The 16432-nt window shown below is 73.8% G+C and carries 14 protein-coding genes; 5 read left to right on the top strand and 9 right to left on the bottom strand.

Translation table 11 applies throughout. From position 1 onward, the window contains the following. Positions 1-83 precede the first annotated feature (83 nt). Positions 84-1457 (bottom strand): MFS transporter, encoded by a 1374-nt coding sequence (locus tag M2266_RS03085; RefSeq protein ID WP_277436699.1) that lies wholly within the window; start codon positions 1455-1457, stop codon positions 84-86. A 145-nt stretch (positions 1458-1602) separates the two neighbouring features. Then, positions 1603-3060: a PLP-dependent aminotransferase family protein gene (locus M2266_RS03080; RefSeq protein ID WP_277436698.1), complete on the bottom strand. Its 1458-nt coding sequence runs from the start codon at positions 3058-3060 to the stop codon at positions 1603-1605. A 46-nt stretch (positions 3061-3106) separates the two neighbouring features. Between M2266_RS03080 and M2266_RS03075 the strand changes: the two genes are divergently transcribed. Then, on the top strand, positions 3107-4075 hold the full coding sequence (locus tag M2266_RS03075; RefSeq protein WP_277436697.1) for a DMT family transporter: 969 nt from the start codon (positions 3107-3109) through the stop codon (positions 4073-4075). Here the strand turns inward: M2266_RS03075 and M2266_RS03070 are convergent. After that, positions 4053-4886, bottom strand: a complete 834-nt coding sequence (locus tag M2266_RS03070) for an alpha/beta fold hydrolase (protein WP_277436696.1) — start codon at positions 4884-4886, stop codon at positions 4053-4055. The genes M2266_RS03075 and M2266_RS03070 overlap by 23 nt on opposite strands. Positions 4887-5329: 443 nt before the next feature. Between M2266_RS03070 and M2266_RS03065 the strand changes: the two genes are divergently transcribed. Continuing rightward, positions 5330-6103, top strand: coding sequence for a GntR family transcriptional regulator (locus M2266_RS03065; RefSeq protein WP_277436695.1), 774 nt, complete (start codon positions 5330-5332; stop codon positions 6101-6103). An 83-nt stretch (positions 6104-6186) separates the two neighbouring features. Here the strand turns inward: M2266_RS03065 and M2266_RS03060 are convergent, their stop codons facing one another. The 4 genes from M2266_RS03060 to M2266_RS03045 form a co-directional block, all read right to left on the bottom strand. Further along, positions 6187-7344: an ROK family protein gene (locus M2266_RS03060; RefSeq protein ID WP_277436694.1), complete on the bottom strand. Its 1158-nt coding sequence runs from the start codon at positions 7342-7344 to the stop codon at positions 6187-6189. A gap of 129 nt (positions 7345-7473) precedes the next feature. Next, positions 7474-8028, bottom strand: coding sequence for a G/U mismatch-specific DNA glycosylase (gene mug / locus M2266_RS03055; protein WP_277441049.1), 555 nt, complete (start codon positions 8026-8028; stop codon positions 7474-7476). Beyond that, positions 8025-9458, bottom strand: a complete 1434-nt coding sequence (gene purB / locus M2266_RS03050; RefSeq protein ID WP_277436693.1) for an adenylosuccinate lyase — start codon at positions 9456-9458, stop codon at positions 8025-8027. Before purB ends, mug begins: the two co-directional genes overlap by 4 nt. A gap of 93 nt (positions 9459-9551) precedes the next feature. Beyond that, positions 9552-10322 carry an SGNH/GDSL hydrolase family protein gene (locus tag M2266_RS03045; RefSeq protein ID WP_277436692.1) on the bottom strand — a complete coding sequence of 257 codons (771 nt, stop codon included), beginning with the start codon at positions 10320-10322 and terminating at the stop codon, positions 9552-9554. Between the two features lie 148 nt (positions 10323-10470). Between M2266_RS03045 and M2266_RS03040 the strand changes: the two genes are divergently transcribed. The 3 genes from M2266_RS03040 to M2266_RS03030 all read left to right on the top strand — a co-directional run bounded on the left by M2266_RS03040 (position 10471) and on the right by M2266_RS03030 (position 13287). Continuing rightward, complete coding sequence (locus M2266_RS03040) at positions 10471-11676, top strand: RNA ligase (protein ID WP_277436691.1); 1206 nt, start codon at positions 10471-10473, stop codon at positions 11674-11676. Positions 11677-11682: 6 nt separating this feature from the next. Beyond that, on the top strand, positions 11683-12603 hold the full coding sequence (locus M2266_RS03035; RefSeq protein ID WP_277436690.1) for an AAA family ATPase: 921 nt from the start codon (positions 11683-11685) through the stop codon (positions 12601-12603). 177 nt (positions 12604-12780) lie between these two features. Then, positions 12781-13287, top strand: coding sequence for a universal stress protein (locus M2266_RS03030; protein WP_277436689.1), 507 nt, complete (start codon positions 12781-12783; stop codon positions 13285-13287). Positions 13288-13291: 4 nt separating this feature from the next. Here the strand turns inward: M2266_RS03030 and M2266_RS03025 are convergent, their stop codons facing one another. Continuing rightward, complete coding sequence (locus M2266_RS03025; RefSeq protein WP_277436688.1) at positions 13292-14485, bottom strand: phosphodiester glycosidase family protein; 1194 nt, start codon at positions 14483-14485, stop codon at positions 13292-13294. 706 nt (positions 14486-15191) lie between these two features. Next, a complete protein-coding gene (locus M2266_RS03020) occupies positions 15192-16427 on the bottom strand; it encodes a flotillin family protein (RefSeq protein ID WP_277436687.1) in 1236 nt (411 codons plus the stop codon). Positions 16428-16432 lie beyond the last annotated feature (5 nt).

Genomic DNA, 16432 nt, shown 5'->3' with positions numbered 1-16432 from the left:
CCGCGTCGCCCCCGTTCCTACTGGCTCCGGATGCCGTCCGGTCGAACGCCCGGTGAACACGCCGCCGGAGAACCGGTTCGGCGCTACACCCGCGTGAGCTGTGCCGCTGCCGGTTCCTCGCGCAAGGACGGCTGCGGCGCCGACGGCGGGAGGAGCGAGAGTTCCGGCGTGGGTGCCGGGCCGACCTCGATGTCGGTCACCACCAGTTCGGTGCCGCCCAGTTCGGGGACGGCTCCCGCCGGGGCGCCGGCCGCACCCGCGACGGCCGCCGCGGCCGCGCCGCCGCGCCGGCGGATGGTGCCGGGCGGCAGGACGCGGCCGCCGCCGTGCAGAGCGACCGCGGTCAGCGGCACGGCGGTGGCGAGCAGCACGCAGCCCAGCACGGCGCCCATGGCCGGGTAGCCGGCGTGGCCGGCGAGCAGCGTCCCGGCCAGCGGTCCGCAGGCGACGCCGAGGTTGGAGGCGGAGCCGGCCAGCACGGCCCACCGGCCCTGCCCGTCGAGGGAGGCGGCCAGGCCGATCAGGTAGGAGAGCACCACGGGGTAGACGGTGTTCCAGAGCACCTCGCCGGTCGCGAACGGCACGGCTCCGCCGGCCGAGGCGCTCACCGCGACACACGTGGCGATGACCGCGGTGCCGACGCCGATCGGGACGGCGCGCCCCAGCCGGGAGCCGAGCGCGCCCGCCGCGCCGACTCCGGCCAGACCGCCGCCGAGGGCGACGGCGAAGACCAGGCCGAGGGCGGCCTCGGAGAGTCCGGCCCGGTCGAGGCCGATGCGCCCGCTCACCCCCCACAGGGCGTTCTGCGCCAACGACCAGCACAGCATGGCTCCGGCCAGCACCGCTCCCGAGCGGCGATGCGGCAGCCGGGAGGCGGTGGGGGCGTCGAGGCGCCGGGGGTCGGCGGGGTCCGCCGCCGGCAGCCGCCCGGCCGCGGGCAGGGCCAGCGCCGCGGCGCAGGCGATGGCGGCGAACGGCAGCGCGTGGCCGCCACCGAGCCGCGGCAGCACCAGGTACAGCGCGCCGGCGGTCGCCGAGGTGGTCAACAGGCCCAGCACGGAGGCGCGGTGCGGATCGGGGCGGGCGGCGATGCCGACGGCGGCCACCGCCGTCGCCGTCCCGGAGCCGAAGCCGCCGATGACGCAGCCGGCGACCACCAGCGGGACGAGGGACGTACCGGCGGCGAGCGCGAAGCCCGCCACCATCAGCAGCAGCCCGGTGCGGGCGAGGCGGACGGCCCCGACACGGGCCACACGGGAGGCGAGGGTCAGGCCCGCGGCGGCCGAGGAGAGCAGCAGGGCGCTGCCGACAGCGCCCGCACGGGCGCTGCTCAGGCCGAGGCCACCGGGGGAGGAACCGAGGTGCCCGACGAGGGTGGGCAGCAGATAGGCGGCGAGATACCCGGCGGCGAAGACCGCGACCAGGGGCAGGACCGCCGCGCGGGGGCGCGGAGGCATGGGCGTACCTCTCAACAGGACGAAGGGCGAAAGGGGGTGGAGCGCCCATCGACCGACAGGAACGCGCTGCGTCATATCTATCAAGAGGGACGACTGCGACAGAAGGGGGTATCGGGAAGTTAAACCCGCTGTTGCCGATTCGAGATCAAAAGGCTGTGGCCAGCCGGCGGATCGACCGCTCGATGTCCGCCGGCGACAGGTGCGCGTACCCCAGGACGAGGCGTACCCGGCCGTCGTCCACGGGGTCCGGGCGCGCAAGGTAGGAGGACAGCGGCCGGACGGCAATGCCCGTCGCCGCGGCCGCCGCCAGGAAGCGCGGCTCGGGTCCGTAGCGCGCGGGCAGGGCCGCGATGACGTGCAGCCCGGCCGCGATCCCGCTGACCCGCGAGCCGGGGAAGTGCCGCTCCAGCGCCTCGGCCAGGGTGTTGCGGCGGATGCGGTACAGCCGCTGGCAGCGCCGCAACTGCCGGTCGTAGTGGCCGCCGGAGATGAATTCCGCCAGGACGGCCTGCTCGGTCACCGGGTTGCCCAGGTCCATCGTCCGCTTGCGGGCCGCGACCTCGGCCGCGAGGTCGGCCGGTGCGACCAGCCAGCCCAGCCGCAGTCCGGGGGCCAGCGACTTGCTGACGGATCCGGTGTAGGCGACGTGGCCGGGGGTCAGGCCCTGCAGGGCGCCGACGGGTGCCCGGTCGTAGCGGAAGTCCCCGTCGTAGTCGTCCTCGATCAGCAGTCCGCCGTTCTCCCTGGCCCAGTCGGCGAGTTCGCCGCGCCGCCGGGCGGTGTACGCCACGCCCGAAGGGAACTGGTGGGCCGGGGTGACCACGGCCGCCCGCACCCCGGTGGCGGCCAGCGCCGCCGGGTGCAGGCCGTCGCGGTCCACCGGCACCGGCACGGCCTCGAGACCGGCCGCCGCGAACAGCGCCGTGTGCTCGGGGCTGCCCGGATCCTCCACGGCCACCCGGCGCTGGCCGCGGTCTCCCAGGACCAGGCCGATCAGGGTGTGCGCCTGCGCCACCCCGGAGCACACCACGACCCGGTCGGGCTCCACCGCGACCCCGCGGCGGCGGCCCAGCAGATCGCTGAGCGCGGCCCGCAGTTCGGGCAGCCCCCGGGGGTCCGGGTAGCCGAACGCCCGGTGCGGCAGCCGCGTCAGCACCCGGCGGTGGGCGGCCGACCAGGCGGCACGCGGGAAGAGCGAGAGGTCCGGCAGCCCCGGCCGGAAGTCCGAGGGGCCGCCCCGGTCGTCCGCCGCGAACGTCTCCGGAGCCGGCACCGCGGGGCCCGCGCACGCGCGCGTCACCCAGGTCCCCGAGCCCTGCCGGCCGCTCAGATACCCCTCGGCCGTCAGCTGCGCGTACGCGTCCGTCACCAGCCCGCGCGACACCCGCAGGTCGGCCGCCAGCTCACGGCTGGAGGGCAGTTGGGTGCCCGGCGCCAGCCGGCCCGACCGCACCGCGTCGCGCAGCGCCGCCTGCAGCGCGCGGCCGCGGCCGCGCGCCGGGGCGGCGGCCGAGGGGAGCAGCAGCTCCCAGGCGGCGGTCCCGGCCGCGCTGTCGCCGTCGTTGCCGTCGCCGTCGTCGGAAGTGGTCCTCGAAGCAGCCATGGGAGTGGACCTTAATCAAGACCGGTTCCGTTCATAGCGTCATCGCATGAACTCCTTCCAGCGCCGTGGAGCGCTGCTGTCCGCCTTTGCCTGCGTCCTGGTCGGCGCCTCCTTCACCGCCAACGGCGCACTCGTGGCCTATCCGCACGCCGGAGGTCAGGCGCTGCGCTACGGCATCGCCTTCGCGCTGCTCGCCCTGCTCACGCTCCTCGGCACCCGGGCCGCAGCCACAGCCGTCCGGCTGCGGGCGCTCACCGGACGGCTGTGGCTGCGGCTCGCGACGCTCGCCGCGACCGGCATGGTCGGCTTCAACCTCGCGGTGCTCGCCGCCGAGCGCAGCGCGCAACCCGCGGTACCCGGCGTGCTGGTGGGCTGCGCGCCGATCGTCGTGGCGGTGCTCGTCCCGCTGCTGTCCGGTCGGCGCCCGGCCCACGCCGTCCTGGCCGGGGCGCTGCTCGTCGCGGGCGGGGCCTTCGCCGTCCAGGGCTGGGGCGGCTCGGACACGGCCGGGCTGGTGTGGTCGCTGGCGGCGCTGGCCGGGGAGGTCGCCTTCGCGGTGATCGCCGTCCCGCTGGTCGTCCCGCTGGGTCCGCGGCTGTTGTCGACGTGCGTCTGCGGCTTCGCCGCCGTCGAGGCGGGGCTGCTCGGCCTGCTGCTCGACGGGCGGGCCGCGCTGCGGCTGCCGGACGCGGCCGAGGCCCTGGCGCTGGGCTGGCAGGCCGTCGCGGTGACCGTCGTCGGCTTCGTCTGCTGGTACGCCGGGATGCAGCGCATCGGCGCCGAGCGCGCCACGCTCTTCTCCGGGCTGATCCCCGTCTCCGCCGCGCTGACCGCGCCGCTGATCGGGGTGGGCACGTTCGGGCCTGGCCGGCTGGCGGGCAGCCTGCTGGTCGCGGCGGGGGTCGCGGTGGGCTCCGGACTGTTCGGCCGGCGGACGCCGGGGGAGCAGGGCGGAGCCCTGGCGGGCCGGGCCGGACGGGTCCGGCCGGTGGTCAGCGCGAGCCGTCGAGGATGACCTTGGCCACCAGTTCCGGGTCGTCGTTCATCGGGACGTGGCCGCAGCCGGGCAGCCGGACCAGCCGGGCGCCCGGGATGGTGCGCTTGGCGCGGATCCCCTGACGGCGCAGCAGGACGCGGTCCTGGGTGCCCCAGGCGATGGTCACCGGAACGTCGGGCACGTCGTCGCCGAAGACGACACCGGCCCGGCCCGCCGCCAGGGTGGCCTCGAACCCGGCGGCCTCCCGCATGGCGCGCGTCTCGGCCACCACCGCCTCCGGCGCGCGCCGTCCGGGACGGGAGTAGATCGCGCTGGTGAGCGCGGCACGTCCGGCCGAACTGCGGGCCATTCGCTCCACGGCGGTCGGCGGCAGCAGCAGGGCGCCGCGCCGCATCGCCCCCAGCACCGTGAAGGCGTAGCGCCGTTCGGGCTCCGTCCAGAACCCGGCCGGGGACAGCGCCGTCACACTGCGCACGAGCCGCTCGCGGCCCAGGTGCAGCGCGACGAGGCCGCCGAGGGAGTTGCCGGCGACGTGCGGGCGGTCCAGCCCGAGCGCGGTGAAGAACGCGTCGAGTGCCGCGACGGCGGTCGGCAGGTCGCTGGGGACCGACGCGTGCTGCGCGGGGGACTGGCCGAAGCCGGGCAGGTCCACCGCGATGACGTCCCGCTCGGCGGCCAGCAGGTCGACCACCGGGTCCCATGCCTGCAGGTGGTGGCCGATGCCGTGCAGCAGCACCAGCGGCTCTCCCGTGCCGCGCCGCTCATAGGCGACGAGAACGGGCGGGAGGCCGACGGGGGAGACCTCGGCGAGGGAGGCGGTTCGGGGCATGCGGTGCTCCTGACCGTTGATAGACCTGACGTCAGGAAGCGTATCGGGGAAGCCGGGGAACTCCTATGGGGCACCGTGAGTTCACTGCGTACGGGCCGGTGTTGATCGCCGGCCCGGCCAGCAGCCCCGACCGGGCGCCCCCGTCTCGGTCGGGGCCTTCTCGTTCATGGAGCGCGGTCCGTGCGGCCCCGCCGCTCCCGCCCGGCGGCGACCCTCGGTGTCCCGCCCGCTCCCCTGTGGCCTGCCCGTGGCGCGGCAACAACATCGCGTGAACGTCATGCGTCCAGGACGTCCCTGGTCAGAGCCCCGCACGAGCATTGGTCTTGACCAAGGGGGAAGCCCGCCCTATCGTCGCCTTAGTAGTGCAAGAACCTTTAATAAACAGGGGTTCCGAAACAAGGCTGAACAAGGCCCGCGCAGGGCCCGGCGATTGTGAGGACAGGGTGGGGACCACGCAGCTCGAGGCGACGCAGGAGGTTCAGGAGCCGAAGTACTGGCACCTGAAGACCGTGCTCAATGACGCGCTCGACTCGGAGTTCGCGGTGGGCGAGATCCTGCCCAACGAGCGTGACCTCGCCGCCCGCTTCGGCGTCGCCCGGGCCACCCTCCGCCAGGCCCTGGAGCAGCTCGAGCTGGAAGGGCGGCTGCAGCGCCGCCGCGGCGTCGGCACCACCGTCGCCCCGCCCCGTATGGGCGTGGCCGTCGGACCGGTCGACAACGCCTGGCCCGGCATCGGCAACGACACGTGGCGCACGATCGGCTGCGTCGAGGCACTCGCCCCGGCCGCCGTCGCCCGCCTCTTCGACGGCGGTGAAGCCCTGCCGGTGCACACCGTCCGGCGCGAGCGCGTCATGAACGGCCAGCCGGTCGCCACCGAACTGCTCTACGTCCCCGCCGCCTCGGTCCCCGGACTGCCCGACCTGCTGTCCCCGGTCAACCACGGGCCCGCCGTGCTGCGCGAACTGCAGCGGCTGGACCTGGAGGGCGAGGACCGCGCCGTGGAACTGGGCTCGGCCCGCGCCGAGGACGCCAAGCAGCTCGACCGGCTGCCCGGCGCCCCGGTCCTCGTCGTCACCACGCGCTACTTCGCGGCCGGCCAGGTCGCCGCCGTCGCGATCTCCACCTACCGCGCGGACACCTGCCGGCTCACCTTCGGCGACACCGGCGCCGTGGAGGTCACCCACCACGAGGAGCAGGAACGCCGTCAGGCGTCCTGATCAGCATCTGAAGCGCGAGCGCCGGGCCCCAGGGGTTCCGGCGCCTCGTGCTGTCCTACGGCAGGCCCCGCGGCGGCGGCCAATCAGCGCCGGGGCAGCGACGTCTGCTCGACGGCGAACAACTGCTCCTCGACGTGGTCCAGCGCCAGCCGCAGCGCCCCGGTGGCGATGGCCTCCTGGCCCAGCGCCGACAGCGTCACCTCCGGCGGGCGCAGGCAGTACCGCGCCAGCTGGTCGCGGAGCGGCTCCAGTACACCGTCCAGGCCCGCCGCCCAGCCACCGATCACGACCAGCTCGGGGTCCAGCGCGAGCACCAGCGCCGCCACGTCGTGCACCAGCCGTCGCAGATACCGGTCCACGGCCTCCTTGGCCTGCACGTCGCCGCCCTTGGCGAGCGCGAAGACCCGGGCGACGGCCGACTCGTCCAGCGGGTGCAACGGTGTCCCGGTCGTCGACAGCAGATGCTCCGGCGTCACTTCCTGACCCAGCAGGTGCAGAGCACCGATCTCGCCCGCCGCACCGCCGAAGCCGCGGTGCAGCCGGCCGCCGATCAGCGAACCGGCCCCCGGGCTCAGCCCGGCCAGCACGAAGACCATGTCGTCGGTCCCCATGCCGACGCCCTTCCAGTGCTCGGCGACCGCCGCGACGTTCGCGTCGTTCTCCACCAGCACCGGACAGCGGAACGACCGCTGCAACCGCTCACCCAGCGGCAGACCGGTCCAGCCGGGAAGCGCCGTGCTCAGCCGCACCGCGCCGTCGGCCTCGACGATGCCGGGGCTGCCGACCCCGACCGCCCACAGCGTGCTGCGGGCCACCCCGCACTTGCGCAGCAGCTCGGCGACGGTGCCGCGGACCCGCTCCAGGCGGTCGTCCGCGGACGCCGACTCCGCCACGTCATGCCCCAGCGAACCCAGCAGCTGCCCACTGAGGTCGGACAGCACCGCGCGCACCTGGTGCGCGCCGATCTCGATGCCCAACAGGTGGCCCGCCTCGGCATGGAACCGGAAGCGCCGCGCCGGCCGCCCCTGTTTGCGGGCGTCACCGGGCTCGGCCGGAACCTCCACCACCAGGCGGGACTCCGTCAGCCCCTCGATGACGCCCTCGACGGTCGGCCGGGACAGGCCGGTGCTGTGCACCAGCTCGGTCAAGGTGGGAGTCTGGGACCCGCGCAGCGCATGGAGGACCACCGCGGAATTGATCCGTCGCAGCAGGGATGGATCCCCGCCGGTGAGCCGCCCCAACGTATGTCCTCCCAGCCGGCGCGTGTATGTGGGCGGATCGTACCTGGCCAGCGGCCGCCCGGCGAGTGCCGTTGCACCCTGCGCCGCGCGCGCCGCCGCCGGCCGAACACCGCGGCACCGCCAAGTGCCTTACCGGGCGGTCGCGTCCGGGACGCCGGCGGCCTCCCGCAGCCGCCCGAACTCCTCCGCCATGGTCGTGGGCGTCCAGTGCGCGTTGAGGCCACTGGGATTCGGCAGCGCCCAGATCCGGGTCCGGCCGATGGTCCGCTCCTGCGGGCCGATCCGGGCGCCCTTCTCGCCGAAGGCCACCCGGTACGCGGTGATCCCGGCCACCGCCAGCCACGCCGGCTCCAGCAGCCGCACCTTCGCGTCCAGGATCCGGCCGCCCTCCACCATCTCCGCGGCGCTCAGCTCGTCCGCCCGGGCCGTGGCCCGCGCCGCGACATTGGTGATGCCGAGCCCGTACGCGAGCAGCTCGCGCTGCTCGGCGGGCACCAGCCGCCGCGGCGTGAAGCCCGAGGCGTGCAGCGCCGGCCAGAACCGGTTGCCCGGCCGGGCGAAGTGGTGACCGGTCGCCGCGGACAGCAGCCCCGGATTGATCCCGCAGAACAGCACACGCAGGCCGCCCGCGACCACATCCTCGACGGTGCGGTCCCGGGCGGCTTCGAGTTCCTCCGGCGTCAGAGGATCGCTCCGGGCTCGTACGCGGCCGCCTTCGGGTGCCGCTCGGCCACCTCGGCGATCCGCTGCACGACGGCCGCGACCTGCCCGGCAGCCGCGCCCGTGAACGACAGCCGGTCGGCCATCAGCGCGTCCAGCTGCGCCCGGTCCAGCGGCATCCGCTCGTCCTCGGCGAGCCGGTCCAGCAGCTCGTTGCGCTCGGCGCCCTTCTCCCGCATCGCCAGCGCGGAGGCCACCGCGTGCTCCTTGATGACCTCGTGCGCGATCTCGCGCCCCACACCCGCGCGCACCGCGCCCATCAGCACCTTCGTGGTGGCCAGGAACGGCAGGTAGCGGTCCAGCTCACGGGCGACGACGGCCGGGAACGCGCCGAACTCGTCCAGCACCGTCAGGAACGTCTCCAGCAGGCCGTCGAAGGCGAAGAACGCGTCCGGCAGCGCGACCCGGCGCACCACCGAGCAGGACACGTCGCCCTCGTTCCACTGGTCGCCGGCCAGCTCGCCGACCATCGACGCGTAACCGCGCAGGATCACCGCGAGGCCGTTGACCCGCTCGCAGGAGCGCGTGTTCATCTTGTGCGGCATCGCCGACGAGCCGACCTGGCCGGGCTTGAAGCCCTCGGTGACCAGCTCGTGCCCGGCCATCAGCCGGATCGTCTTGGCGAGCGACGACGGCGCCGCCGCCAGCTGCACCAGCGCGGTCACCGCGTCGTAGTCCAGCGAGCGCGGGTAGACCTGGCCGACGGAGGTGAAGGCCCGCGAGAAGCCCAGGTGACCGGCGATCCGGTCCTCCAGCTCGGCGAGCTTGGCGACGTCGCCGCCCAGCAGGTCCAGCATGTCCTGCGAGGTGCCCACCGGGCCCTTGATGCCGCGCAGCGGATAGCGGCCCAGCAGGTCCTCGACCCGCTCGAACGCCACCAGCAGCTCGTCCGCGGTCGTCGCGAAACGCTTGCCCAGGGTGGTCGTCTGCGCGGCCACGTTGTGCGAACGGCCCGTCATGACGAGCTCCGCGTACTCGGCCGAGAGCTTCCCCAGCCGGGTCAGCACCGCCACCGTACGGTCGCGCACGAGCTCCAGCGACAGGCGGATCTGCAGCTGCTCGACGTTCTCGGTCAGGTCCCGCGACGTCATGCCCTTGTGGACCTGCTCGTGCCCGGCGAGGGCGTTGAACTCCTCGATGCGGGCCTTCACGTCGTGCCGGGTGACCTTCTCGCGCTCGGCGATGGAGGCGAGGTCGACCTGTTCGAGCACCCGCTCGTAGTCGGTGAGCGCCTGCTCCGGCACCTCGATGCCGAGGTCCTTCTGCGCCCGCAGGACGGCGAGCCACAGGCGGCGCTCCAGCACCACCTTCTGCTCGGGGGACCACAAGGTGGCGAGCTCCGCGGAGGCGTAGCGGCCGGCCAGGACGTTCGGGATACGAGGCTTAGCAGTCACGTGCACAGAGTGTAGTGCGCGTCGGCCCAGGCCAGCGCCGCGGCCGGAACGGCGGCCGCGGGCGACCGGTCACTCCTCGTATCAGCCCTCGTGTCAGTCGTCGTAGGGGAGCAGGTCGCCGCGCTTGGGCGGCAGGCCGTCTCCCGACGAGCGGCCGGTCAGCCGCCTGCCGATCCACGGCACGAGGTGCTCCCGGGTGAAGCGCAGATCTGTCCTGCGTCGGGTCATCCAGGCCGGCGGCACCGCCGGCGCCGGCAGCTCCGTCCAGTCGGACTCCGCGTCATGGCCCAGCGCCTGCCAGACCGCCTCGGCGACCCGGCGGTGGCCCTCGGCGTTCAGATGCAGTCGGTCGTCCGCCCACATCTGCGGATCCCCGAGCACCCCCGACCCGTACAGGTCGACCACGATCGCCCCGTGCCGCTCCGCGAGCGTGTCGAGGAACGCGAAGAGCTGCTCCATGCGCGGCAGGAAACGGGCCGCGACCGGTCCCCGGCGGATCGGGCTGCGCATCAGGACGAGCTGCCCGCAGCTGGGCGCCAGCTTCTCGACGGACTCCTCCAGCAGCGCGCAGACGGCGTCGACGTCGCACTTGGGCCGCAGGGTGTCGTTGAGGCCGCCGACCAGCGTGACGAGGTCGGCACGCATCGACGCGGCGGTGTCCACCTGCTCGTCCGCGATCTGCCGGATGAGCTTGCCCCGCACCGCGAGGTTGGCGTACCGGAAGCCGGGGGTACGGGCGGCGAGGCGCGCGGCGACCAGATCGGCCCATCCGCGGTACGAGCCGTCGGGGAGCGCGTCCGACATTCCTTCGGTGAAGGAGTCGCCGATCGCGACGAAGCTGGTGTATTCCGCATTCATCTGCATGGCGCGGGCGATCCTACCCGTCCGCGCCATGCGGTCGGTATTCGGTCGGTGATCGGTCGGTGACCGGTCGGTGATCGAAAATCGATCGCGCGAACCAGCGCTACCGGTCACGCTGCATCAGACATCCATGACCCGACCAGGAGCAGCCGTGACCGACCTCGAGACCCTCGTCAAGCCCTCCGACCTCGTCGCGGCCATCGAGTCCGGGCACGTCTCGCGCAGGCAGCACCCCGAGCTGCCGCTCTCGATCTACACCTACACGCGTACGTGCCAGTACGAACGCGCCTGGACCGAGGTCACCACGCGCTGCCGCGGTCTGGTGGCCGATGACGTGACCGGTGCGATCGTGGCGTGGCCGTTCGAGAAGTTCTTCAACGTCGGGGAGCACGGGCTCGGGCTGCCGTACGCGCCGCCGCTGCCCGTCGAGCCGTTCGAGGTGTACGACAAGGTCGACGGGTCTCTTGGTATCGCCTTCCACTACGACGCGCGTTGGCACGTCGCCTCCAAGGGTTCGTTCACCTCGGAGCAGGCCACCTGGGCGACGCGGCGGCTGCGTGCCGCCGACACCGGCGCGCTCGACCCGGGGAGCACCTACCTCGTCGAGATCCTGTACCCGGAGAACCGCATCGTCGTGAACTACGGCGAACGCCGCGACCTCGTGCTGCTCGCGGCCTACGCGCAGGACGGCACCGAGCGGGTCCTCGCCGACGCCGCGCGGGAGTGGCAGCCGGTGGGTTCCGTCGTGCGCAGTTGGCCCGCGCCCGAGCTGGCCCGGCTGCTCGCGCTGACGGCCGACAACATCCGGCTCGACGGCCGGACGGTCACCGGAACGGATGCCGAGGGGTACGTCCTGCGGTTCGCGTCCGGGGTGCGGACGAAAGCCAAGACGGCGGACTACGTGCGGCTGCACAAGGTCATCACCGGTGTCACCGAACGGGATATCTGGCGCAGCCTCGGCGTCCAGCGCTTCGCCGACCGCGACCCCAAGCGGCTGACGCAGACGCTCGGCTGCCCGCCCGAGGAACTGGCCGCCTACGCGGCGGGAGGCACCGGACCGCTCGACGCGCTGCTCGAACAGGTCCCGGACGAGTTCGACGCCTGGGTGCGCCGCATCGCGGACGGCTTGGTGGCGCAGGCCGAAGCGCTGGCCGCGAGTGCCCAGGAGGAGTTCGCGGCCCTCGCGCCGTTCGCCCACGACCGCGCCGCGTTCGCCCGTGCCGCCCAGCGGATCAGCGACCGCAGGGTGCGCGGCACGATGTTCCAGCTGCTCGACGGCTTGAACGTCGATCTACAGTTCTGGCGGGCCATCAAGCCCGGCCCCTCCGACCCTTTCGCGAACGACGAAGAAGGCTGAACCCCGATGCCCACCGTGCATGTCATGACCGGTCTGCCCGCCTCCGGGAAGACCACCGCCGCCCGCAAGCTGTGCGCCGACTCCGACGGCCGTGTCCGGCGCGTCAACCTCGACGACCTGCGGGTGATGCTCGGGGACGGCGGCAGCGGCGGCGGCCGGCAGTGGTCGCACGAGCACGAGCAGACCGTGCTGGCCATCCAGGACGCCGCCGTGCGGGAGACGGTCGCCGCCGGTTTCGACGTCGTCGTCGACAACACCCACCTGACCCCGCACATCCCGAAGCGGCTCAAGGCGGCGGTCGGGGGTCTTGCGGTCTTCGTCGTCCACGACTTCACCGACGTGCCGCTCGAGGAGTGCCTGCGCCGCGACGCGGAGCGCGAGCGCCCGGTGGGCGAGGAGATCATCCGCATCCTGGCCGACAAGCACGCCAAGGCCACCCGCGGCGGCTGGCGGCTCACCGACGAGTGGATGAACGACACCCCGTCCGTCCTGCCCTACGTCCCGGACGGGCGGCTGCCGGACGCGGTCATGTGCGACATCGACGGCACCCTCGCGGTCAACCAGAAGCGCAACCCGTACGACTTCGCCCGCTGCGAGCAGGACGGCCTGAACTCCTCGGTGCGCGACGCGCTGGTCGCCTTCCGCAAGGCGAGCGGCGACCGGATCGTGCTGCTGTCCGGCCGCGGCGAGGAGTTCCGTGCCCAGACCGAGGCCTGGCTCGCGGCCCACGACGTGCCCTGCGACGAGCTGTGGATGCGGCACGCCGGTGACCAGCGCCGCGACGACGTCGTCAAGGCCGAACTGTTCGACGCGCACGTCCGCCACCGCTTCAACGTCCGCGTCAGCCTGGACGACCGGGACCGTGTCGTGGCGATCTGGCGGCGGATGGGGCTGCCGACCTGGCAGGTGAACTACGGGAGTTTCTGAGCCCGGCCGCGGCACCGGGACCCGGGCGGGTCCCGGTCATCCGCACGCCGGCACCCGCCGCCGCGCGGCTCCGCTGTAGCCCCTCCGGGCCAACGGACGGGTCCGGTACTCCCACGGAGCGGGCGAGCGCTGTGGCAGGGTGGGTGGCGCCGTAGACGACCGGAGGCCTGACGACCCGTGACCGCGATCATCTGGATCACCGAGGGCGCGTGGCAGGCGACGGTGGACGCCGCCCGCTCGCACGTTCCCGACGGGGCCGACCTCACCCTGCTCCATGTCACGGGTGATGACGTCGAGGCCGCCGCGCACGGCGCGTTCGCCGGTCTGCTGGGGCGGGGGCACCGCGAGCGGGATCCGGGCGACTACCTGGAAGCCCGGTCGGAGACGGCCGCTGCCGAGCTCCTCAAGGCCGCGGCCGACCGGCTCGGCCGGCCCGCGGCCCGGCTGCGGGTCCGCGGGCGCGTGGCGCGCGAGGTGGTCAAGGCGGCCGAGGGTGCCGAACTGCTGATCTGCGCGCGGGACGGGGATCCGCACCGGTTGGGGCCGCGCAGTCTGGGGCGCGATGGCCGTTTCGTCGTCGACCACGCGCCCTGCCCCGTCCTGCTGGTGTGGCCGGAAGCCGTCCCCGGTCTCGGGTCGATCCCGCCCCCGCCGCAGCACGGTCCTGGGCACCCCGGCGTGTAGCCCCTCAGACGGAGGAGAGCACGCCGATCCCGTTCGGCACCGGGCGTTCGGCCGCTCCGGTCGGATGGTTCCGCACGGTGTTGTGCGCCGCGCCCGCGGGCCGGGTGACGAGGGCCGACGAGCCGCCTCCGTCGAGGTTGACGGCGCCGTCGGCTCCGAGGTCGTGCAGCAGGCGGGCCAGTTCACCGAGGGTCAGCCCGGCGCCGCTCTCGGTCGCGCCGTCCAGGGCCAGCAGGTACAACCGGTGGCCCTGGAGGCCGAATCCGGCGGCGGTCCGGGTGGCGGCGACGGTGTCGTCGAGGCCGGCGAGGGGGACGCCGTCGCGCAGGATCGGGTAGCCGCCGATCGCGAAGGCCGGCGGGACGTCTCCGGTGGCCTGGAGCCGGTACTCGACGTGGACGGCGTCGCCGGGCCGCAGGCCGCGCAGGGCGCCGGCGCCGGCTCCGCGTCCCACCAGGACGGCCGTCCCGGGCGGGACGAGACCTTCGCCCAGGGTGGTCGAGACCGAGGTGACGCTGTCGTGGTCCACCGTCACCTCGTACGGGTCGGTGTCGCAGGCGGCGGCGCGCGCGTGGTCGGTGCCGCAGGCGGCGCGGGCGCGGGAGGAGGGGCCCCAGTCGGAGGTGTAGCCGCCGATGCCGTCCACGGGCAGCGCGTACTGGTTGAGGCCCGCCAGTTCCTGCGTCCCGGCCGGTGTGGTGACGCTGCCCAGCAGCCGCAACCGGTCCAGGCGGGCCGCGCCGTCGGTTCCGATGCTCAGCACGTCCTCGTCGGTCGTCCCCGGCGCCAGCGCGGGGCCGAAGCGCTGACCGTCCGGGACCGCGGCCTTGAGCGGCCGACCGTCCGCGACGGCCGGACCCACGGTGGAGCCGGTCGGCTGCACGGTGGGGTGTTCGACCTCCGTGATGTTGAAGAAGTCGCCGTTGACGGCGGCGATCGCGCCGCGCGCGTCCGCCAGTTGGGAGACCGGGGCCCGGGCGCCGGTCACCGCGTCGGCGGTGTCGGGCCGCAGCAGTTCGACCTTGACGTGGACGTCATCCAGTTCGACCGTCAGCAGGTGGCCGTGGGCCGTGCCGTGCGAGGTGGGCGCCGAGAACGTCTCGTACCGCACGCCGGGCGCCAGCTGAGTCGCGTCCGCGAACCGGGGGCCGGCGGCGGCGCCGTTCGCGGGCGCCACCAGGACGAGCAAGGCGGTCACGACCACCGCCGTCCGCGTCCGCCTCCGGCGCCGGAGGCGGCGGAACGCACGGGAGGGCGGGTGCGAGGGGGGCCGGAGCATGGGCCGGGCCTTTCTTGCCGGTGCGGCGCGTCGTGTGCGGTCACCCGTCCGCGGCGGCTGCGGGCCGCTCGGTCGTTCTTCCCGGTCGCGGCCCCCGGCTGCCGCGTTCGCCGTCCCGTTCCCGCTGGTGGCGTAGTACTCCCGGTCCGCGCGGGGGGCCGGACACGCCGAAGGGACCGGTGGGCGGGGGATCGTCCCTGCTCACCGGTCCCTTGGCGGAGTCCGGGCGCGCTGCCGCTGGTGCTCTGGCCGGAAAGGTTCACCGGTTCGCGACGCGCGGCGCGGCACTTCTCCCCCAGCTACCGCTGGGGGTGCCCCCAGTTGTCGGAGTCGTCCGAGTACGTCCGGTACGAGGACCATCCTCCGCCGTGCGACGCACCGCGCCGGACGCCGCGAACCGGGCAAACCCTTCCGGCCAGAGCTCTAGGCCGTGTCTGACACATCCCGCCTGGCCCGGGACGCCTGGCACGCGCGCTCTCCCCCAGCTACCGCTGGGAGGGGCCCCCAGTTGTCGGGCCCGCCCCGGTACGTCCAGTACAGGGGCGACCCTCCGCCGTGCGATCGCACGCACCAGACGCCCTGGGCCCCGCCCTCCGGGCGGACGCCGGTATGTGTCAGACACGGCCTAGTCGATCGTGACGGGGCCGTCCGTCGGCTTGTCCTGGCCGGTGCCCTTCTCGGTGCGCTTCGTCGTCGCCGACCCCGCAGTGCCTCCGGCCGGCTTGAGGTAGCCCTGCAGCTCGACGAGGGCGTCGTCCTTGCCGGGACGGGGGTACTCGGCGGAGCCGCTGAGGTTCTTGCGGACCGAGTCCAGGATGGTCAGCCCCTGGCCGACCAGTCCCGCCGCGATCTCACTGAGGCCGTCGGCGCCGTTGAGGACGTTGACGTTGGCCCCGGCGAGGCCGCCCGCGGCCTCCTTGACGATGAGCGGCAGTTGGTCGATCAGCATCCGGTCCAGTGCCACCCGGTCGTACGAGGCGGCGGCCTCGGCCTGGATCTTCATCCGCTCGGCCTCGGCGATCGCCAGCACCTTGATCCGTTCGGCCTCGGCCTCGGCGGGCTTGACGATCTCGGCCCGCAGCTGCTGCTGCCGCAGCTCGGCCTGGCGCTGGGCCAGTTCGGTCTGCGCGATGAGCACTTCCTTCTGCGCGTGGGCCATCGCCAGCGGGCCGGCCTGGGCGGATTCGGCCTGCGCGCGGTCCACCTGGGCCGAGTACTCGGCCTTGACCACGGCGGTCTGCCGCGCGTACTCGGCCTGGTTCCGTGCGGCGACCTGCTCCGCCTCGACCGAGGCCTGGGTGGCCTGGGCCTGGGCGATCTGGGCCTGCCGCTGGATGGCGGCCTTGTGCGGTGCGGCCATGGCGGCGATGTATCCGGTGTTGCCGTCGTCGATCGACTGGATCTGCAGCGAGTCGACGGACAGGCCGATCTTCGCCATCTCGGTCTTGGAGGTCTCCAGGACCTCGGTGGCGAGCTTCTGCCGTTCGGTGACGATCTCCTCGACCGTCATCGAGCCGATGATGGCCCGCAGGTGTCCGGCGAAGATCCGGCCGGTCAGTACCGACATCTGGTCCTGGTCGGACAGGAACCGCTGACCGGCGTTGACGATGCTCTCCTTGTCGTTGCCCACCTTGAAGGCGATCACGGCCTTGACCGTCAGCGCGATGCCCTGCTTGGTCACACAGGTCTCGGCGACCTCGGCCTCGCACATCGCCAACGTGAGGAAGCGGGTCTTGCGGAAGACCGGGAGCACGAACTTGCCGTGGCCGGTCACCACGCGGAACGGCGCACCTTCCAGTCCCCGCCTGCCGCCTGAGATCAGCATCGCCTCGTCGGGGGCGGGAACGCGATAACCGAACATGTCGA

The sequence above is a fragment of the Streptomyces sp. SPB162 genome (assembly GCF_029504575.1).
In the GTDB taxonomy this organism is placed as follows: Bacteria; Actinomycetota; Actinomycetes; order Streptomycetales; family Streptomycetaceae; genus Actinacidiphila.
The sequence above is the reverse complement of the archived record's forward strand: the minus strand, read 5'-3'. Positions and strand labels throughout refer to the sequence as shown.